We start from the raw sequence: 19,383 nt of genomic DNA, 5'->3' as shown, positions 1-19,383 counted from the left end.
GCGGCACAGGGTTGATCCGGCCGACTTTGTGCCGGTGCACAATGGCCGCGTATCGTGGGTCACACTGCGACGATTGGACATGCACGCGTGAACTCCCCGACCACTCCGCGGTTGAACTCACCCGCGCTTCTGCTGCTCAGCGACGTCGACTCGGTGGCGGAGGAGTTGGCGGTCCGCATCACCCAGGCCGACCGTTTCTACGTCGACGGCGGCCCGCTGGCGGAGGAGGAGTTGCGGGGCGCGTGCCGGGACAATCTGGCGGAGATCATCCGGGCGCTCGCCGGGGCGGAGCCGAACCTCAAGCCGGCGCTTGCGGTCGGCCGGCTCAAAGCCGAGCGAGGGGTGCCCCTGGCGGCGCTGCTGCACGCGTTCCGGCTCGGCGGCCGACTGATCTGGGAACAGCTGACGGCGCTGTCGAAGGGGCCGGGCGACCCGGAAGTCCATGAATGCGCGACCCTGCTCTGGGAGCTGATCGACGCATTCTCCGACGCCGCGGTCGAGGCGTACCGGGACACCGAGACGCTCCTCGCGCACTCCGACGCGCAGGCGCGCTACCGCCTGATCAGGATGCTCTTCGACGACCACGCCGACGGTTCGGTGCGTTCGCTCGGTGCCCTGCGAACGCTCGGGGTGCCTGAGGACGGCGTGTTCCAGGTGGTGGTGATCATTCCGGCGGATCCGGGCCAGGCGCTGCCGGCACCGGTCACGTCATCCTTGCGCGACGCCGGGGCTCAGACGGTCTGGGACAGCCAGGCGGACGTGCACATCGGGCTGCTGCGCACCGCGTCGTCGCGAGAGGCGGTGCGGGCGGTCGACAGACTCGGGCAGGCTGTCGCCGGGCGGATCGGCGTCAGTGCGGAGTTCGGTACTCCGCTGGGGATTCCGGAGGCTCTCGGACAGGCCCGGCTGGCGGCGCGCAGCACGCCGCCGGGCACGGAGGGGCTGGTGCGGTTCGGCAGTGACCCGATGGCCCATCTGCTGGTGACCGCGTCCGGCGCGGCGCGAGTGTTCACCGAGTCGGTGCTGGGCGGTGTGCTTCGACTGCCCCCACCCGACCGCGACGATCTGCTTTCGGTGCTGGCGGAGTGGTATCGCTGCCACGGGGCGGCCGGCGACGTCGCCGAGGCGCTCCACTGCCACCGGAACACGGTCCGCTACCGATTGCGCAAGGTTCGGGACCTCACTGGACGCGACGTGACCGACCCGGTGCAGTCGGCCGAACTGTACGCCGCATTGCGGTCAGTTGAAGTGCTGGGGATCGTGGCAGATGAGTGACCGGCGCTCGCTCACCCGTTGTGGATCCGGCGCGGATCCACGCCGGTGCGTTCCCAGCCCTCGGCCGCCCACGGTGTGTACAGCAGCCGGATCGGAAGCCGGTTGAACAACGGGTTCGCTGCGCGCATCCCCGCTGCGAAGCGATCGAAACGGCGCTGCTTCCGGTCGTCCCAGTCGAGTCCGCACACCTCGCGCATCTGGCGGGGGAGGGTGCCGACGATGACGGTTCGTAGAAAGGCGTTGATCGGGGCGGAGATCACGCGCCACAGCGGCCGGGGCATCCAGCGCGGTCCGGGAACGCCCTTACGCAGGTACCCGGTGGCGTAAAGGATGGTCCTGGTGGGGACGAACTTGTCGCACATCGTCTCCCAATAGACGCAGAAATCCTCGTAGGTCTCCGGCTGGCTGCGCGCGGAGACGCCGTACAGCTGATACCACGTCTTGCTCTCTTCGAAGATCTGCTCCTTCTCCTCGTACGACAACCGCCGGATGAATGTGTCTGTGATGGTCAGGACTTGATCGACGAAGGTCGCGTGCGCCCAGTAGTAGAGCTCGGGGTTCAGCGCGTGATACCGCGAGCCGTCGGGCACCGTTCCCTTGATGTCGCGGTGGAAGTCGCGGACCCGTCGGCCCCACTGGTGCGGCTGGTCGGAGTACACGGTCCGCATGATCGGCGGGCCTGTGCGCCGGGCGCGGCCGAGGAAGTCGGAGAAGATCACCGAGTGGTCTTCCACGCCCTGCGCGAGTTGTTCGATGCAGTTCTCCGTCCCGGCCAGACGCTGGAAGCCGAGGACTCCCCGGATGTCGCCGTAGAACTTCCACACCAGGGAGTCGGCGCCGAGGCGCAGATCGATGGAATCGATATCGACGTAGGCGGGTTCGGCCTCTCCGACGCCCGCCTCGAACACGTCCGGTGAGTTCATGCGGTCTCCTATGACGCGTGCGGCGTGATGACGTCGACTGTAGCGCCGCGGTGGAACAGATGTAAATATTTGTGTCAAAGTTTGCGAGGAGACCTCAGGGTTATCGAGCCGGGAGGCGCCGCAGGCGCCGAGCGTGTCGAGATGGGCGTGACTGTTATTGCCTGGCGGGTGGTTTCGACTCGCTGCGCTCGCTCAACCGGCCTGGGGGGAGACCTCAGGGTGATCGAGCGTGTCGAGATTGCGTGAGCGTTGCCTGGCGGGTGGTTTCGACTCGCTGCGCTCGCTCAACCGGCCTGTGGGGAGACGCCAGGGTTATCGAGCGTGTCGAGATGGGCGTGACTGTTATTGCCTGGCGGGTGGTTTCGACTCGCTGCGCTCGCTCAACCGGCCTGGGGGGAGACCTCAGGGTGATCGAGCGTGTCGAGATTGCGTGAGCGTTGCCTGGCGGGTGGTTTCGACTCGCTGCGCTCGCTCAACCGGCCTGTGGGGAGACGCCAGGGTTATCGAGCGTGTCGAGATGGGCGTGACTGTTATTGCCTGGCACGTGGTTTCGACTCGCTGCGCTCGCTCAACCGGCCTGGGGGGAGACCTCAGGGTTATCGAGCGTGTCGAGATGGGCCTGTGGGGAGACCGCAGGGTGATCGAGCGTGTCGAGATCAGCGCCGGGTCAGCAGGTCGTGGCAACGACGCAGGCGCTCGTGCCACCATCGAGTCCGCTCAGCGGACGCCAGCGGAAGGTCGATACCCGGCTCCACACGTCGCGGCCGAACCGTGCCGTGTTCGATCCGGAACGACCGCGCGACGTCGCGGACGAAGAGCTCGCCGGTACCCAATCCGCACGCGCGGTCGAGGTCCGGGAGTGCGGCGGCCGCTCCGATTCCGGCGGCCATGCCGACGGCGGTGTCGAGGGCGCTGGAGACGACCACGTCCATCGGGAGCCGTTCCGCCAACGCGACCAGCGCCCGCATACCGCCTAGTGGCGCCACTTTGAGTACGGCGATGTCGGCGGCGTCCAGCGCGGCCACCCGCATCGGATCGCCGGCCCGGCGGATGGACTCGTCGGCCGCGATCGGGACCGAGACGGCGCGGCGCACCTGCGCGAGTTCCTCGACCGTCGCGCACGGCTGCTCCACGTACTCCACGTCACCGATCGCGGCGACGGCCTCGATCGCCTGTTGCACGCTCCAGCCGCCGTTGGCGTCGATCCGGACGGTGCCGACGAGGTCACGGGCGGCCGCGACCCGCTCGACATCGTCGGCCAGACTCTGTCCCGGTTCGGCGACTTTCACCTTGACCGTGTCGACGCCGGGATACCGCGCGATGAGGCCGGCCACCTCCTCGGCGGGAACCGCGGGCACCGTCGCATTCACTCGCACCGAGTCGCGAACGGGCGCCGGCGGACCGAGGTAGGCGGCCTCGATGCCCGCCGCGAGCCAGGTCTTGGCCTCCGCGTCCTCGTATTCGACGAACGGGGCGAACTCGCCCCAGCCCGCGGGACCGGAGAAGATCAGCGCCTCGCGGACCTTGACCCCACGGAATCGGGTGTGCATCGGCAGCGCGACCACCTTGGCCGATTCCAGCAGGTCGTCGGCCGACGGCATGCTCGGCGGCGGCGGGTTCTTCGGCTGCAGCCGGAAGGTCGGCACACCCTTCTTCCGGTCGTCCGACGTACCGAACGGCGACTGCTTGTTACGGCCGGTTGGCGAGGAGAAGACCATGTCGGCCAGCGTATCGCCCGACTGCCCCTCGGTTCCGCGGGAAGTGTCGGGGAGACGGTTTCGGCTCGCTGTGCTCGCTCAACGAGCTTTGAGGGCGGACGCCGGCCTGAAGTGAGGGGACGTCCACGGCGTGCGACGGATTCGCAAATATGTCCCACGAACTATAGACACAGATCTACCTATTTGTTTCAATCGAGATATGGGCCGGATCACAACTGAGGCGGCCGGTATCGAGGAGGAACGATGGTTGCAGTGCTCGCCCAGCCGGAGGCCGGCAGCGATCTGAAGGCGGTGCCGCTCAGCGATCGCAATGGAGTGCTGGAGATCCTTCAGATGCGACGGGATCCGTTCGGCTACTCCGACCGCAAACGTCTGCAGTACGGCGACGTCTCGGGAATGAACGCCTTCGGCGTCCGCATCGTCACGTGCATGGGCGCCGAGGCGGCGAACGAGATCCTCATGAACAAGGACCGCGCGTTCGCGAACGCTCCGGCATGGAGCTACTTCATCGGACCGTTCTTCAACCGCGGCATCATGCTGCTCGACTTCGAGGAACACCGGAACCACCGGCACATCCTCCAGCAGGCTTTCACGCCCAAAGTCCTCAAGGGCTACATGGACGAACTCCAACCGATGGTGGCCGACCGCGTGTCCCGGTTCCCGACCGGCCGAGTGAAGCTGTTCTCCGAACTCAAAGCGCTCACGCTGGACGTCGCACTCGAAGTATTCCTCGGGCTCGAACTGCCGCAGCACGAGGCGGACCGGCTGAACAAGGCCTTCATCGAGACCGTCCGCGCCGGCGTCGCATACGTCCGCAAGCCGGTCCCGGGCGGTCGCTGGTGGAAGGGCGTCCGCTCGCGCAAGGTCCTCGAAGACTTCTTCTACGAGCACATCGCCGCCAAGCGGGCCAACGCGACCCCCGACCTCTTCTCCGTGCTCTGCCACGCCGAGGGCGACGACGGCGAGACCTTCACCGACGAAGACGTGGTCAACCACATGATCTTCGTGCTCATGGCGGCGCACGACACGTCGACCATCACGATGACCCAGATGGCGTACTGGATGGCGAAGTACCCCGAATGGCAGGAGAAGGCCCGCGCGCAGTCGTTCGAGTTCGGACCCGACCTCGATTACGCAGACCTGAGCGGGTTGACCGTCTTGGACTCGATCATGAAGGAGTCGCTGAGACTGTGTCCGCCGGTTCCGGCGCAGCCGCGCATGGCAGTCAAGGACACTCAGGTCCAGGGCTTCTTCATCCCGGAGGGGACGATGGTCTCGGTGCCGCAGCTGATCAATCACCGCGACCCGCAGTACTACACGCACCCGGCGATGTTCGACCCCGAGCGCTTCTCCGCCGAGCGCGCCGAGGACAAGGGGCACCGGATGGCGTGGATGCCCTTCGGCGGAGGCGTGCACAAGTGCATCGGACTGTACTTCGGCCAGATGGAGATCAAGACCGTGATGCACCACCTGCTCCGCGGCTACGAGTGGTCGGTCCCCGCCGCGTATCAGGTGCCGATGGATTACAGCGCCCTGCCGGTGCCGAAGGACAAGCTCCCGGTGCAGATGCGGAAGCGGTAGTCGTGCCTGCGACGCGAAAGGCCAGGATCACCGCCTCGGTGTCCGAACAGGAACGCGACATCCTCGACGCTGCGGCCGCGGAGTTCGCCGCTGTCGGCGTCCGGAAGGCGGGGATGGACGAGGTGGCGCGGGCCGCGGGAGTGAGCCGGTCGACGCTCTACCGTCGTTTTCCGAACAAAGAGGCGTTGTTTCGGGCGGTCGCGCTGGAGACCTTCGAGGCCGGCCTGTCACGTCTCGAGGAAGCCGTCGAGGGGATGCCGCCGCGAGAGGCGGTCGCCGAAGCCTTCGCGCGCGGGGCCGAGATGGTGCAGACAGATCCACTCCTGCGACGGGTGGTTCACGAAGACCGGACCGTACGCGAAGTGACCTCCGGTGTCAGCGCACTGTTCATCGAGATGGTCACCGCGAGGATCGCCGCGACCCTCCGTTCGGCCGGCGCCACGATGGCCGACGACGACCTGCTGCAGGCCGTGGAGATCCACGTGCGCGTCGTCATGTCGTATCTCGAAGTCCCAGCGAGCGACCCGGCTCACTCGACCTCCGACTACGCGCGTGCGGTGGCTCGCAAGCACCTCGCGCCGATGATCCACTGAGTACCCATCGGGCATCCGGCCGGATGCCGCCCCTCGACCCAGGAGCACCCATGTCTGTTTCGCTGACCAGCCGGTTGTCGCGTGATCGACGGCGCACGGCGCGTCTGGCCCGGATCCGCGCGCGGCTGGCGGGGAAGGTCGTCGCGATCACCGGCGGAGCACGCGGCATCGGCTTCGAGGTCGCGACTGAGCTCCTCGACGCGGGTGCGAAGGTGGCGATCGGTGACGTCGATGTCGATGCGGTCGGTAAGGCGGCGGCAGATCTCGGCGTGGAGGGAATCGAACTCGACGTCACCGACCGCTCGTCGTTCGAGAACTTCCTGGACACCGTCGCCGACCGGATCGGTCCCGTCGACGTGCTGGTCAACAACGCCGGAATCATGCCGGTGGGCCCCTTCCTCGACTACCGCGAGACGCTGATCCGGGCGACGCTCGACGTGGACCTGCTCGGGGTGATCCTCGGCAGTCAGGCTGCGGCGACTCGCATGGTGGCCCGCGGACACGGCCAGATCGTCAACATCTCGTCGGTGGCCGGACGTCTGCCCACACCGGGGTTGACGGTGTACAACGCGGCGAAGGCAGGCGTCATCGAGTTCTCGGAGGCACTCGATTCGGAGCTCGCCGGCCACGGTGTGCGGGTCGGAGTGGTGATGCCGACCTTCACCCAGACCGGACTCATCGACGGGCTCGCGACCAACTCGATGGTCACCTCCGTGAATACAGCCGTCGTCGCCGAACAGGTGCTCGCCTCCATCGCCGGCGTCCGGGTGCGTGCCGCTGCCCCGCGCTCCATGGGCTGGGTGAACGCCTACCCGATTCTGCCGCGGAGCCTGAAACGCGCCTTGCTGCGCACCACACGCTCGGGCGAGATCTTCATGAACCCCGATGCCGAGTCACGATCCGCTTACAGCAGACGGATAGGCCAGAGCTGAATCAGTACGCTCGACCGGGTGGGGTTCAGATCAGACGACCGCCTCAGACAATGGAGGCGCGCGCGCAGCGAACTGCGCAGTGCGCGTGACGATTTGGCGGAGGCCGAGGCGTCGGCCGGGTTGCGTTCGCGGATGTCGCGCCGCACGCGGTGGATTCTCGCGACGGTCGCCGTCCTCGCGCTCGCAGCTGCGGGGGCCGGAATCTGGTACGCAGCGGCAGCACCCCAGCGGTATTCGGACGAGGACTATCTGAAAGCGGCGACGGCCGAGGTGGAACTGCTGCTGGACGTCGACGCGAACGACCCCGCACGTGCCAAGCGCATCCTCGCCGGCGCCACCGGCTCCTTTCACGACGCCTTCGCGCAGTCGGCGGACGCCTACAGCTCATATGTCAAGGACTCCGGCGCCCACGGCCAGGGCCGCATCGACGCGGCCGCCGTGCAGTCCAGTTCGGCCGACGGCGCCGAGGTGATGGTCGCCGCCAGTGTCCAGGTCGGCGACCGTGACACCGAGCAGGACGCGGCCCCGCTGCAGAATCTGCGCCTGGTCGTCAGCCTGGTCCCCGAAGACGGAGACCTCAAGGTCGACGGGTTGGTGATGGTTCCGTGAACCGCTTCCTCACCTATCTCGAGAAGCCGATGTCGACGTGGGGAACGGTGCTCCGACTCGGCGTGACCGCCGTCGTCTTCACCGCGGGGTTGATCTTCTGTATCAGCGGACTCGACGACCACGCTGAACAGCGCGACGCCGCGCAGGCGCGGCAGACGCTGCAGGAGAAGGCCGGAACCATCGTCGCCGACGTCTTCTCCGTCGACTCGCGAACCTGGGCCGGCGACCGGAAGACCGCGCGCAGCCTGGTGGCGCCACCGCTGTCGATCGCGTCGGGCCCCGCACTGAACGGGCCTCCGCCCGACGGCACCGCGTCGGTGAGTTGGGTTCCGCAGAACGTCGCCGTCTCCTGGGCCGACGGTGACGCGGGAGAGGCGCTGGTGATCGTGCAGGTCACGGTGACCTCGCGCAGCGGGCACAGTGAGAGCAGAACCAAGGCGGTCCAGGCGTCGTACGTCCGCTCCGACGACCGCTGGCTGCTGAGCGGATTGGAGGAACTGCAGTGACCGACGACGCCGCCGACACCCGACGACTGCAGCAGGCCCGCGAGCGGTACGACCAAGCCGTCCGGTCGGAGCGGCTGGCGCGGGCGGCCGCTGAACCCGCGCTGGTCAGGCGCTCCCATCGCCGGGCCGCGGGGGTCCGATTGGCTGTGGTCGCCGCGGTGATCGCCGCGCTCGGACTCATCGGCGTGGGCTGGTGGGCGCACAGTTCGGCGGACTCGATGGCGACTGCGGCGAGCGAGGAGCAGGCGGCGCGCGAGGCCGCCGAGCACGCGATCGTCACGATGCTCACCTCCGATCCGGCGCACGCCGACCGATATGTCGGCGACATCCTGGCAGTCAGCACCGGCGACCAGCGGATCCGGATTCAGGGCGCCCGCGAGCAACTCCAGTCGACGGTGGCGTCGCAGCCGCGCCCCAGTTCCGGTCAGATCCTCTCCTCGGGCGTCGTGGGTACCGAGGACGGCAAGACGTCGGTGCTGGTGGTCGCGCAGGCCACCAGCCCGGAACTGATCGGCGGTGATCCGTCGCAGAGCCGGGTCGGTGTCAGCGTGACGATGGCCGAGGTCGACGGGCACTGGCTGGTGCAGCAGACGGAGGCGGTGTCCTGATGGGAACTCACTCGAGGGACGACGCGGGCGTGGGTGCCGTCGCCGAACCCGAGCGTCCAGCGGCCGGGTCGGGCCCCTGGTCGCGGTGGCGGGCGCAGGTGCCCGGTGATCGTCGGTGGCAGACGGCGTGGGCGCTGGTGACGGCCGCGGCGCTGGTGGTCGCGGTCGTCGGATGGATCGTCGGAGTGCAATCGCGTGCCGAACCCGTCGTACCGGACCATACGGCCGTGCGTGCGGCGTCCGAGGGCGTGGCGGCTCTGATGACCTTCACCCCGGACGACTCCGCCGCGCAGCGTGCCGAAGTCCAGAAACACCTGACCGGCGCGCTGGCCGCAGACTATGCTGCTCGCGGCCCCGACGTGGTCTTTCCCGACGCGGTCTCCGCGAAGGTCTCGATGCGAACCACCGTCTCGAGCGCGGCTCCGGGGGAGCGGCACGACGAACAGATGTCGGTGCTGGTGTTCGCCACTCAGGAAGTGACGGTGGGCAAACAACAGGACTATCCGACGAGAACGGGTATCGCACGATGGGCCACGGTCACTAGAGTGGGCGATGTTTGGCGGTTGTCGCGGGTGGAGAACGTTTCGCCGCAATGAGATTGGGATGTGACGCAGTGGTCGAGGCACCAGTGGTGGTCGTGGGGGCGGGACTCGGCGGGGTCCGCCTGGCGGAGAACCTGCGCAACGGCGGATACGACGGGCCGATCACGCTGCTCGGGGCCGAGCAGCATCCGCCCTACGACCGTCCGCCGTTGTCGAAGACCGTCCTCACCGGCGACGACGAACGCGTCGACCTCAAGCCCGCGGAGTTCTTCCGGGACTCGGACATCGATCTGCGCACCGGTACCCGGGTGGTCGCCGTCGACCCGACGTCCCACACGGTCTCCGTGGAATGCGACGGAACCGTCGAGCCGTTGCCGTACGGCACGTTGGTCCTGGCGACCGGGCTGGCCGCACGGCGCTTCCCGGGGTCGGAGGGCGTCGCCGGAGTGCACGTCATCCGGACCGTCGAGGACGCGCTGGCACTGCGGGCGGAAGCGACGTCGGCGAGCCGCGCGGTCGTGATCGGCGCCGGGTTCATCGGCTGCGAGGTGACCGCGAGTCTGCACTCGATGGACATCTCGGTGACTCTGGTGGAACCCACGCCGGCGCCGCTCTCGGGGCCGCTCGGCCCCCGGATCGGTGAGATGGTCACCCGCCTTCACGTGGAGGCCGGGGTCGACCTGCGGGTGGGCGTGGGCGTCGACGAGATCGTGACGGAGGACGGCCGCGCGGCGGGCGTCGTCCTGTCCGACGGCAGCCGGGTGGACGCGGATCTGATCGTGGTCGGCATCGGCGGCTACCCGGAGCTGGAGTATCTCGAAGGATCGGGTATCGAACTCGCGGACCGTGCGGCCGGAGGCGGCGTCGCGTGCGACGGTGTCGGCCGCACCGGGGTGGCGGACGTGTACGCCCTCGGCGACTGCGCCAACTGGCACGACGTGGACGGTCACGGCCACCGCGTCGAGCACTGGACCCACACGGTCGATCAGGCCGCGATGGTGGCCGCGCACCTGTTGGGTCACGCGATCCCGCATCAGACAGTGCCGTACTTCTGGAGTGACCAGTACGGGCTCAAGTTCCAGATGCTCGGCACGCCGCGCCCGGACGACGAGGTGCATCTGGTGGACGACGACGGCCGCAAGTTCTTGGCGTACTACAGCCGGGAGGGGCTGCTGACCGGCGTCGTCGGCGCCGGCCGAGTGGGCAAGCTGATGAAGGCACGACAGTTCCTGCTCACCCCTACGCCGATCTCCACGCTGCTCGGCGGATGAACGCCGACTCCGGTGCCTCTGAGATCGTCTCGGCCGTCGAGGCGCTCGGGGATCCGGAGCGCGCGGCGTCGTCGCAGCGATTCTTCAAGACCGGACCGGGCCAGTACGGAGAAGGCGATCGTTTCGCCGGTGTGCCGGTGCCGAAGCTTCGGGCCCTGGCCCGGAGTCTGCGTGGACTTCCGCGGTCGGTGATCGTCGACCTCCTCGGCGACCGGACCCACGAGGTCCGTCACCTCGCACTGTTGATTCTGGCCGACAACTACTCGCGCGAGAGCGGCGATCCCGAACGGTGGGTGGACGTCTATCGGGACGCCGTGCGCGGCGGTCGAGTGGACAACTGGGATCTGGTCGACGTCTCCGCGTACGCGATCCTCGGGGATCGGTGCCTGCGCTCGGGCGACTGGTCGGAATTGCTCGAGTGGGCAGCATCGGACGATCTGTGGCAGCGCCGCGCCGGTATCGTCGCGACGTTCGCGTTCATTCGGGCGGGGCGCTGGGAGCAGATCGAGGCGGTGGCTCCATTGGTGATCGACGACCGGCGCGATCTGATCCAGAAGGCGTTCGGCTGGATGCTGCGCGAGGCGGGCAAGCGCGCCGACGAGCAGACGCTGCTCCGCTATCTGGAGGTCAACGCCTCGTCGATGGGCCGTACCGCGCTGTCGTACGCCGTGGAACGACTGTCGACGGAACGCAGGGCTCACTTCCGCTCGCTGTGAGCGGGATCGGAACGCTACCCCTCACTCAGCGGCGGCGCGGCGCGGCGCACCCCGTCGTACCAGGAGAGCGAGGGCGATGAGCGGCACCTGCAGGGGCAGGCGGGCCCATGCGACAGCCTTCAGCGCCGGGCTCTTGTCGACCCACAGACGCACCATGTTCACGTTCGCGGGAAAGACGGCGATGAACAGCATCGCTGCCAGTCCAGCTGCGGTGCGTCGGGTACGCGGAGCGAGAACCGCTGCGCCCAAACCGATCTCGGCCATGCCCGAGGCATAGGTCCACGCGCGCGCGTCGCCGGGCACCTCATCGGGAACGATGGCGTCGAACGGCTTCGGCGCGGCGAAATGCAGTGCGCCGGGGACCAGCAGGATCAGCGACAGGACTCGGGCCAGACGTTCGTTCGTCATGGGCCGAGTCTAGTGCCTGACTCCGGCGGGCCGGTCGCGCGAGTCGGTTCCCCGCGAGTCAGAACTCGATCTTGAGCTTGTCTGCGGTGGGCCGGGCCTGGCAGCCGAGGATGTAGCCGTCGGCGATGTCGTCGGGATCGAGGGCGCCGGTGACCTCCATGTCGACCGTGCCCTCGACGAGCGTGCAGGCGCACGAACCGCACTCGCCCTCCTGGCACGAGTACGGCGCGTCGAGTCCGGCGGCCAGCATGATGTCGACCAGGGTGCGCGACCGCGGCCACGCGAGGGTGTGCGTCTCGCCGTCGAGTTCCACTTCCACTTCGGCGGCGGCTGCGGCCTCCTCGGCCGAGACCTCGCCCAGTTCGACGTCCGCGAACGGGTCGCCCGAGAGCGAGTTGTAGATCTCGACGTGCACCCTCTTGCTGTCGAAGCGGGCCTTGATCAGGGCGCTGTGGGCGGCGTCCATGAACGGGCCCGGCCCGCACATGTACGCGGTGTGCGTGGCCGACATCGGGGCGAAGAGCGTCGCCAGGGTGCGGTCGCTCGGCAGACCCTGTACCGATTCGAGCCAGTGCAGCACCGTCAGCCGGGCCGGGTACTTGGCCTGCAGCCGGCGCAGTTCGTCGGCGAAGATCACGTCGTTCTCGCTGCGGTTGGCGTAGAAGAACGTGATCTGACCGGTTCCGGTGAGCAGGGCGTGCTTCAGAATCGACATCACCGGGGTGACGCCCGACCCGGCTGCGATCAGCAGCAGCGGGGTGTGGAAGTTCGCCGGGGTGAAGACGCCCGAAGGCGGCAGTGCCTCGATCTGCGAGCCGGCCTCCAGGTTGTCGCAGATCCAGTTGGATCCGTAACCGTCGGCGGTGCGCTTGACGGTGACCTTCGGCAGTTTGTCGTGGCGGGGCGCCGACGACAGCGAGTAGCACCGCGCCACGGAACCGGTCTGATCGCTCGGGATCCGCAGAGTCAGGAACTGCCCGGGCAGGTAGTCCTCGAACTTCTCCCGGTGGGTGTCGGGGATGTCGAAGACGATGCTGCGCGCGTCGGCGGTCTCATCGATCACCTCGGAGACGGTGAGGATGGCGCTGCGCGCGCTGTGCGGGGTCAATTCGGTCATCGGTTGACTCTCTGTGGAATCGGGCCCGGCGCTCGGCCGCGGCAAAACTGAAACGTGTTCTATTTAGGATATCAGCGCTTCGAAGTCTGTCACAGACCTCGTTCCGGATGGCGGGAGCCGGGCGTGCGACGGCGAGTCCGCCGGGGCGGTCGGGCTACGTCTGCGTGAGTGATGCGACCCCGTCGATCAGGATGCGGCTGCCCGATCGCAGCAGGTCGGTGAGGTCGGCCGACGGGTCCGGGAGCCATTGGTCGTATGCGGCGAGCGCGGTGCCCAGCGTCTGCCAGGCGATGGTCTGCGGAACGTGCGACGCGGGGTCGAGCCCGAGTCTGGCACCGCAGTGGTCGGCGATGACCTGTCGCCAGTCCTGGTACATCAGCATCGAGTGGGCCTGGAGCGCCGGTACGCCCAGGAGCAGTGCCATCCGGCGGCGATGTTTGTCGATCTCGGATGCCGGGACGGTGTTGAAGGCGATCAGCGCATCGCGGAGGGTGGCGCCGAGCGGCACGTCGTCGGAACTGTTCCGCAGAAGGTCCCGGAGACCGTCGAGGTGCTCGTTGAACTCACCCCAGGCCAGAGAGTTCTTGGACGGGTAGTAGCGGAACAGCGTGCGGCGGGCGATTCCGGCGGCGGCGGCGATGTCGTCGACGCTGGTCTCGTCGAAGCCGTGCTCGGTGAACAGATCGATCGCGATGGCGCTGAGTCGGCCGCGTGTGGTCGCGGCCGGCCGGCCGCCGAGCACTCCCGCACGCCCAGATCTGGTCATCGCTCATCATCTCCGATCCAAGAAACCGCCGGTCACGATCTTACGACGCACAATTCTCGCCAACCCCTAGAGATTCTGCACCCAGTGCCATTATGGTGTGAAGCGAACCACATCAGTACTCGTGAAGGAGGATGGTTCATATGGCCGATCAGGCGAATGCGACTCAGCAGGATCTCGTGGCTGAGTCTCTGGTGGAGGAAGTGTCCATCGACGGGATGTGTGGCGTCTACTGATGACGACGGCATCGACCACTGTTCCCGGCGGCCCTGCGGCCGCCGGGAGCGGTACCCCATTCGACGTATCGCGTGCGTGGCGGATGAATCCGAAAGTCGCTCTGCGACCGGAGCCGTTCGGCGCGCTGCTGTATCACTTCGGGACGCGCAAACTCTCGTTTCTGAAGAACCTCGAGGTGGTCCGGCTGGTCCAGTCTCTGGACGACCACGACAGTGCCGACGCTGCGATGACCGCGACCGGCATCGGCGACGGCGATCGCCCGCTGTATCTGCAAGCCCTCTCCGCGCTGAGCGAGTCCGGAATGATCATCGAACGGCAGGCCCCGGACGCCGCCTCTCGACCCGCGCCGGCGCACCCGACCGAGGAGTGACCCTGTGACCACCCTGGAATCCCGCCCCGGCGCCGAGGCTCTCGGCATGCCGTCCCTCACGCCGCCGCTGACGGTGCCCGCGCCGCCGAAGGTCGGGCGCCTCGTCGACCAGTTCGAGCGGGGGCTGGACGCGCCGATCTGCCTCACGTGGGAACTGACGTACGCCTGCAACCTGTCGTGCGTGCACTGCCTGTCGAGCTCGGGCAAGCGTGATCCGCGTGAGCTCTCGACCGAACAGTGCAAGGCGATCATCGACGAGCTGCAGCGCATGCAGGTGTTCTACGTCAACATCGGCGGCGGCGAGCCGACCGTGCGGCCCGACTTCTGGGAGCTCGTCGACTACGCGACCGATCACCAGGTCGGCGTGAAGTTCTCGACCAACGGGTTGCGGATCACTCCGGAGGTGGCGGCGCGGCTGGCCGCGTCCGACTACGTCGACGTCCAGATCTCGCTCGACGGCGCCAACGCCGAGGTGAACGACGCCGTCCGCGGTCCGGGGTCGTTCGACATGGCGGTCCGCGCGCTCGAAAACCTCGCCGACGCGGGATTCCGCGACGCCAAGATCAGCGTCGTGATGACCCGTCACAACGTCGCGCAACTCGACGAGTTCAAGGCTTTGGCCGACAAGTACGGTGCCACGCTGCGCATCACGCGCCTGCGTCCCTCCGGGCGCGGCGCCGATGTGTGGGACGATCTGCACCCGCTTCCCGAGCAGCAGCGCGAGCTCTACGAATGGCTGGTGGCCCATGGCGACCGGGTGCTCACCGGAGACTCGTTCTTCCACCTCTCGGCGTTCGCCGGAGCGGGTGGCAGCGGTCTGCCGGGTCTGAACCTGTGCGGGGCCGGCCGGGTCGTGTGCCTCATCGATCCGGTGGGCGACGTGTACGCCTGCCCGTTCGCGATCCACGAGAACTTCCTCGCCGGAAACATCACCACCGACGGCGGATTCCAGGAGATCTGGCAGCGGTCGGAGCTGTTCACCGAGCTCCGGGAACCGCAGAGTGCCGGGGCATGCGCCAGCTGCAACCACTACGACGCGTGCCGCGGTGGATGCATGGCGGCGAAGTTCTTCACGGGACTGCCGCTCGACGGTCCCGACCCCGAGTGCGTCCAGGGCTACGGTGAGTCGCTGCTGGCCGGCGAACGGTCGAAGCCGACCGCCAACAAGGACCACTCCCGCGGGGTGCCGCTGACCTTGATGACGCGCCCGCCGTCGCGCGACTGCGACGAGAACCCGCTCGCCGGATTCATGCCGACCACCGCGACCGGCTGCTCGTCGTCGGGCTGCTCCTGAGCGATTGCCTTTTGCGCCAGTTGAGCGAGCGTCTTCCCCCAGGCTTGTTGAGCGAGCGAAGCGAGTCGAAACATCGGCGAGCTTCCAGCGGGCACGCGGGCGGTTTGCCGTTTCGACTCGCTTCGCTCGCTCAACTGGCCTGAGAAGGACGCTCGCTCAACTGGCCTGAGAAGGACGCTCGTTCAACTGGCCTGGCGAGACGCTCGCTCAACAAGCCCGCCCAGCACAACGCGAACTCTCACATCATTCACAGCAGGAAAGAGACTGATCATGTCCAAGTTCTCCGAACTCATGGAGAAGAACCCGTGGCGGCAGAACCCGTGGTTCGAGACCATCGGCGAGGCGCAGCGTCGAGCCAAGAAGCGGTTGCCGAAGACGGTCTACTCGTCGCTGATCGCCGGCACTCAGGCCGGTATCACCGTCAACGACAATGTGGACGCCTTCGGGGAGCTCGGGTTCTCGCCGCACGTCATCGGGGTGAAGCCGGAGCGCAATCTCGCCACCCGCGTCATGGGGCAGGACCTCCCGTTCCCGGTGATGATCTCGCCCACCGGTGTGCAGGCGGTCAATCCCGACGGCGAAGTGGCGGTGGCGCGAGCCGCGGCCAACCGCGGAACCGCGATGGGACTGTCCAGCTTCGCGTCGAAGCCGGTGGAGGAAGTGACCGCGGTCAACGACAAGATCTTCTTCCAGATCTACTGGCTCGGCAGTCGTGAGGACATCCTGGCGCGCGCCGAGCGCGCCCGCGCGGCCGGCTGCAAGGGCCTGATCGTCACCACCGACTGGGTGTTCAACGTCGGGCGCGACTGGGGCAGCCCGGAGATCCCCGAGCAGGTCGACTTCAACGCCGTAGCCAAGCTGGCGCCTGAGATGATCACCAAGCCCCGGTACACGATGAGCTGGTTCCGCGACGGCAAGCTCATCATCCCCGACCTGAGTGCGCCGAACATCGCGCACAAGGGCGAGCCGGGACCGACCTTCTTCGACGTCTACGGCCAGTGGATGAACACTCCGCCGCCCACCTGGGAGGACATCCAGTGGCTGCGTGAGCAGTGGGGCGGCGAGTTCATGGTCAAGGGCATCACCCGAATCGACGATGCGCGCCGCGCGGTCGACATCGGCGCCACCGCGATCTCCGTCTCCAATCACGGCGGCAACAATCTCGACGGCACGCCGGCCACGATCCGCGTCCTCGGACCGATCGCGGACGCGGTCGGCAACGAGGTCGACGTTCTGCTCGACGGTGGCATCCGCCGCGGCAGCGACGTGGTCAAAGCGCTCGCACTGGGCGCCAAGGCCGTCATGATCGGCCGCGCCTACCTGTGGGGTCTTGCCGCCAACGGGCAGACCGGCGTGGAGAACGTCCTCGACCTGCTTCGCATGGGCGTCGACTCGGCGATGATGGGTCTGGGTAAATCCGACGTCGCCGATCTCTCGCGAGCCGACCTGATCATCCCCGAAGGATTCGAGCAGATTCACGGCGCGTGAGTCACGGGGCGACCCGTCGACGGCGATTCGGCCGGCGGCCCTGATCGGGGCCGCCGGCCGATCACATTCGCCGAGTCACCGTCGTCAAGTCATCGCCTGGCCGTCACGTCTTCGCGTGAGTGAACCGACCCCATACGGTGTCGACGACGCCGACCGCGGGCCGCGGCGTCACGCCCCGCGGCTTCTCCCGGCCCTTCGACGGAGGTGCGATCGCGGCAGCCCGTTCGGTGGCGGGCGGCGGGAACCTCCGCAGGAGCCGCTCGCGTCGCGACGGCTGCACGTTGGCGCGCATCACGTCGCCGCGGTAGTGAGCCACCACGCGCGGGTCCATCACGCGTCGCCACAGGGGAGGCATCAGTGCCAGCAGCAGCATCGCCGCGTAACCGGCCGGCATCTGCGGCGCGGTGTCGTACGACCGCAGCGCTTGATAGCGGCGCCGCGGATTTGCGTGATGGTCCGAGTGGCGCTGCAGATGGTAGAGGAACAGGTTGCTGCAGATGTAGTCGCAGTTCCAGCTGTGCTCGGGAAGAATCTTTCCCGGACGTCCGTTCTCACCGACGGGCCGGAGGAGTCCGTAGTGCTCGATGTAGTTGACGCCTTCGAGGATCAGTGCCGAGATGGCTGCCTGCAGGACGAACCAGGGAAGAACGCCGGGGCCGAAGGCGATCGCGACGGCCGCTGCCAGCACCGCGGTGAGCAGCCAGGTCTGGACGACGTCGTTGCGCAGCGTCCAGAAACCCTTGCCCTGCCGCCGGAGCCGGTCGCGCTCGAGCCGGATACCCGAGCGCAGCCCGCCGAAGATCGCGCGGGGCCAGAACGCCCACAGCGATTCGCCCAGCCGTGCGCTCGCCGGGTCGCCGGGTGTCGCGACCAGGACGTGATGTCCGACGTTGTGCTCGATGTAGAAGTGTCCGTATGCGCTGGGAGCGAGCGCGATCTTGGCCAGCGACTTCTCCAGCCGCGGCTTCTTGTGACCGAGTTCGTGCGCCACATTGATCGCGATGGCGCTCGAGACCGCGATCGTCATCGACATGGCGATGCGCTCACCGGTGGCCATCGGCGCGTGCGCCAGACACCAGAAGCCGAAGAAGAATCCCGCGTACTGGACCGGAAGATAGGCGTACACGCACCAGCGGTAGTACGGGTCCGCTTCAAGACGCGCCAGAACCTCGTCGGGCGGATTCACTTGATCGAGCCGGACGAGTAGATCGATCAGAGGAATCAGTACCACGAAAACGAGGAAACCGACGGCCCAGAAGATCCCCCACGACAGATAATGAACCAGCAACCACGCGATGCCGGGGCCGAAAGCCGCCACGATGCCGAGAGGCCAGAGATAGCGTTTGCGGTCGCGCCATCGGTCGGCCTGATCCGGTTGCCGCCCCTGTCGTCGCATACCCCTCGCCTCCCCACCGCTGCCCCCAACGGCCGGTGATTTCAAGACTAACTTCACATCGGCGTCGGATACTCGGATATCGACGAGGAAAGCAGGTTCGTTATCCGGTTTTCACGCCGATGATGACCGCAGGCACGGATCTGACAGACACCGTCTTCGCATGTCAGACGAATGAGACATGCTCGGCGGACGCGGCTGCGATCGAGTCAGACCTTCGAATGACCCATGTCGATCTGGAACTCGGCGCCGGTGACCGACTGGGCCGTCGAGAGGTACAGCACGGCGTCGGACAGATCGTCGAGGCTGGCGACCGGGTAGTGGCCGAGCATTGACGGGAAGTGCATGCCGTACTCCTCGAAGGCCTTCATCGCGGAGGTGTCTTCGAGCCCCATCGGGGTGTGCACCGCGTACGGGTGGACGGTGTTGACGCGGATGCGCTTGGGCCCGAGTTCCTTGGCGGCGGTCTGCGCCAGGCCGCGCAACCCGAACTTGGACGCCGAGTACGACGCCTGCACCGGCATCGCCTTGAGGCCGGCGACGGACGAGATGATGGTGATGCTGCCGCCGTTGCCCGCGTCCAGGATCGCCGGAATGGACGCCTTCAACGTCTTCCAGGTGCCGACCAGGTTCACATCGATCACATCGGTGAACTGCTCCTCGGACAGTTCCCACGTGAGGCCCCAGGTGAGAATGCCGGCGTTGGCCACGACATGGTCCAGGCGACCGAACTGTTCGACGCCGTCGGCCACGAGCTGCTCCTGGAAGGCGAGGTCGCGGGTATCGCCCTGCCGCGCGAGGATCTTGCCGCCCGCTTCTTCGACGAGCCGGACGGTCTCGGCGAGGTCGTCAGCGGTCGACGGCGGGTAGGTCATGTGGTCGGCCACCGGGCCGGCGAGGTCCATGCCGATGACGGACGCGCCTTCGCGTGCGAACCGGACCGCGTGGTTGCGCCCCTGGCCGCGTGCGATGCCGGTGATGTAGACGACCTGACCGTCGAACTGTCCCATGCTGGTATGCCTCTCGTCACAATGCCCTG

At 67.5% G+C, this 19,383-nt stretch carries 21 protein-coding genes; 14 read left to right on the top strand and 7 right to left on the bottom strand.

Annotated elements, in window-relative coordinates; translation table 11 throughout:
* Positions 1-87 precede the first annotated feature (87 nt).
* Positions 88-1,275, top strand: a complete 1,188-nt coding sequence (locus tag Y710_RS00830; protein WP_062365924.1) for a PucR family transcriptional regulator — start codon at positions 88-90, stop codon at positions 1,273-1,275.
* Positions 1,276-1,286: 11 nt separating this feature from the next.
* On the opposite strand, the gene Y710_RS00825 is transcribed toward Y710_RS00830, so the two are convergent.
* Both Y710_RS00825 and Y710_RS00820 read right to left on the bottom strand, forming a co-directional pair.
* A complete protein-coding gene (locus Y710_RS00825; RefSeq protein WP_062365923.1) occupies positions 1,287-2,198 on the bottom strand; it encodes an oxygenase MpaB family protein in 912 nt (303 codons plus the stop codon).
* A gap of 656 nt (positions 2,199-2,854) precedes the next feature.
* A complete protein-coding gene (locus tag Y710_RS00820) occupies positions 2,855-3,916 on the bottom strand; it encodes an o-succinylbenzoate synthase (protein WP_062365921.1) in 1,062 nt (353 codons plus the stop codon).
* Positions 3,917-4,159: 243 nt separating this feature from the next.
* Between Y710_RS00820 and Y710_RS00815 the strand changes: the two genes are divergently transcribed.
* From Y710_RS00815 to Y710_RS00775, 9 genes are read left to right on the top strand one after another with little or no spacing between them, the layout of a single operon-like run.
* Positions 4,160-5,497 (top strand): cytochrome P450, encoded by a 1,338-nt coding sequence (locus Y710_RS00815; protein ID WP_062365917.1) that lies wholly within the window; start codon positions 4,160-4,162, stop codon positions 5,495-5,497.
* Positions 5,498-5,499: 2 nt separating this feature from the next.
* Positions 5,500-6,090: a TetR/AcrR family transcriptional regulator gene (locus Y710_RS00810; RefSeq protein ID WP_006895680.1), complete on the top strand. Its 591-nt coding sequence runs from the start codon at positions 5,500-5,502 to the stop codon at positions 6,088-6,090.
* 50 nt (positions 6,091-6,140) lie between these two features.
* Positions 6,141-7,022 (top strand): SDR family NAD(P)-dependent oxidoreductase, encoded by an 882-nt coding sequence (locus Y710_RS00805; RefSeq protein WP_062365916.1) that lies wholly within the window; start codon positions 6,141-6,143, stop codon positions 7,020-7,022.
* An 18-nt stretch (positions 7,023-7,040) separates the two neighbouring features.
* Positions 7,041-7,631 (top strand): hypothetical protein, encoded by a 591-nt coding sequence (locus Y710_RS00800; protein ID WP_006895678.1) that lies wholly within the window; start codon positions 7,041-7,043, stop codon positions 7,629-7,631.
* Complete coding sequence (locus Y710_RS00795; protein WP_006895677.1) at positions 7,628-8,137, top strand: hypothetical protein; 510 nt, start codon at positions 7,628-7,630, stop codon at positions 8,135-8,137. The genes Y710_RS00800 and Y710_RS00795 overlap by 4 nt, the downstream gene beginning before the upstream one ends.
* On the top strand, positions 8,134-8,745 hold the full coding sequence (locus Y710_RS00790; protein WP_062365915.1) for a hypothetical protein: 612 nt from the start codon (positions 8,134-8,136) through the stop codon (positions 8,743-8,745). The genes Y710_RS00795 and Y710_RS00790 overlap by 4 nt, the downstream gene beginning before the upstream one ends.
* Positions 8,745-9,341, top strand: a complete 597-nt coding sequence (locus Y710_RS00785) for a hypothetical protein (protein WP_062365913.1) — start codon at positions 8,745-8,747, stop codon at positions 9,339-9,341. Before Y710_RS00790 ends, Y710_RS00785 begins: the two co-directional genes overlap by 1 nt.
* A 17-nt stretch (positions 9,342-9,358) precedes the next feature.
* Positions 9,359-10,558, top strand: a complete 1,200-nt coding sequence (locus Y710_RS00780) for an NAD(P)/FAD-dependent oxidoreductase (RefSeq protein ID WP_006895674.1) — start codon at positions 9,359-9,361, stop codon at positions 10,556-10,558.
* Complete coding sequence (locus Y710_RS00775) at positions 10,555-11,274, top strand: DNA alkylation repair protein (protein WP_006895673.1); 720 nt, start codon at positions 10,555-10,557, stop codon at positions 11,272-11,274. The genes Y710_RS00780 and Y710_RS00775 overlap by 4 nt, the downstream gene beginning before the upstream one ends.
* Positions 11,275-11,295: 21 nt before the next feature.
* Here Y710_RS00775 and Y710_RS00770 read toward each other — a convergent pair whose 3' ends face one another.
* From Y710_RS00770 to mftR, 3 genes are all read right to left on the bottom strand, one after another.
* Positions 11,296-11,682: a DoxX family protein gene (locus Y710_RS00770; RefSeq protein WP_006895672.1), complete on the bottom strand. Its 387-nt coding sequence runs from the start codon at positions 11,680-11,682 to the stop codon at positions 11,296-11,298.
* 58 nt (positions 11,683-11,740) lie between these two features.
* Positions 11,741-12,799 carry a ferredoxin--NADP reductase gene (locus Y710_RS00765; protein ID WP_006895671.1) on the bottom strand — a complete coding sequence of 353 codons (1,059 nt, stop codon included), beginning with the start codon at positions 12,797-12,799 and terminating at the stop codon, positions 11,741-11,743.
* A 154-nt stretch (positions 12,800-12,953) separates the two neighbouring features.
* Positions 12,954-13,565 carry a mycofactocin system transcriptional regulator gene (mftR, locus tag Y710_RS00760; RefSeq protein WP_062365906.1) on the bottom strand — a complete coding sequence of 204 codons (612 nt, stop codon included), beginning with the start codon at positions 13,563-13,565 and terminating at the stop codon, positions 12,954-12,956.
* A gap of 140 nt (positions 13,566-13,705) precedes the next feature.
* Here mftR and mftA point away from each other — a divergent pair, with 140 nt between their 5' ends.
* The 4 genes from mftA to mftD all read left to right on the top strand — a co-directional run bounded on the left by mftA (position 13,706) and on the right by mftD (position 16,951).
* Positions 13,706-13,798, top strand: coding sequence for a mycofactocin precursor MftA (mftA, locus tag Y710_RS00755; protein ID WP_101841532.1), 93 nt, complete (start codon positions 13,706-13,708; stop codon positions 13,796-13,798).
* Positions 13,798-14,169, top strand: a complete 372-nt coding sequence (mftB, locus tag Y710_RS00750) for a mycofactocin biosynthesis chaperone MftB (RefSeq protein WP_006895669.1) — start codon at positions 13,798-13,800, stop codon at positions 14,167-14,169. Before mftA ends, mftB begins: the two co-directional genes overlap by 1 nt.
* A 46-nt stretch (positions 14,170-14,215) precedes the next feature.
* The gene (gene mftC, locus Y710_RS00745) at positions 14,216-15,463 is read left to right on the top strand and encodes a mycofactocin radical SAM maturase (protein ID WP_231649972.1); all 1,248 of its coding nucleotides are present in this window, start codon (positions 14,216-14,218) and stop codon (positions 15,461-15,463) included.
* A gap of 270 nt (positions 15,464-15,733) precedes the next feature.
* Positions 15,734-16,951, top strand: a complete 1,218-nt coding sequence (gene mftD, locus Y710_RS00740; protein ID WP_006895667.1) for a pre-mycofactocin synthase MftD — start codon at positions 15,734-15,736, stop codon at positions 16,949-16,951.
* Between the two features lie 103 nt (positions 16,952-17,054).
* Here mftD and Y710_RS00735 read toward each other — a convergent pair whose 3' ends face one another.
* Together Y710_RS00735 and Y710_RS00730 are read right to left on the bottom strand one after the other, a co-directional pair.
* Positions 17,055-18,347, bottom strand: a complete 1,293-nt coding sequence (locus Y710_RS00735; RefSeq protein WP_006895666.1) for an alkane 1-monooxygenase — start codon at positions 18,345-18,347, stop codon at positions 17,055-17,057.
* A 206-nt stretch (positions 18,348-18,553) separates the two neighbouring features.
* On the bottom strand, positions 18,554-19,354 hold the full coding sequence (locus tag Y710_RS00730; RefSeq protein WP_006895665.1) for a mycofactocin-coupled SDR family oxidoreductase: 801 nt from the start codon (positions 19,352-19,354) through the stop codon (positions 18,554-18,556).
* Positions 19,355-19,383 lie beyond the last annotated feature (29 nt).

The organism is Gordonia sp. QH-12, from assembly GCF_001578675.1.
Classification (GTDB): Bacteria; Actinomycetota; Actinomycetes; order Mycobacteriales; family Mycobacteriaceae; genus Gordonia; species Gordonia sihwensis.
This window is presented reverse-complemented; position numbering and strand designations above follow the sequence as displayed.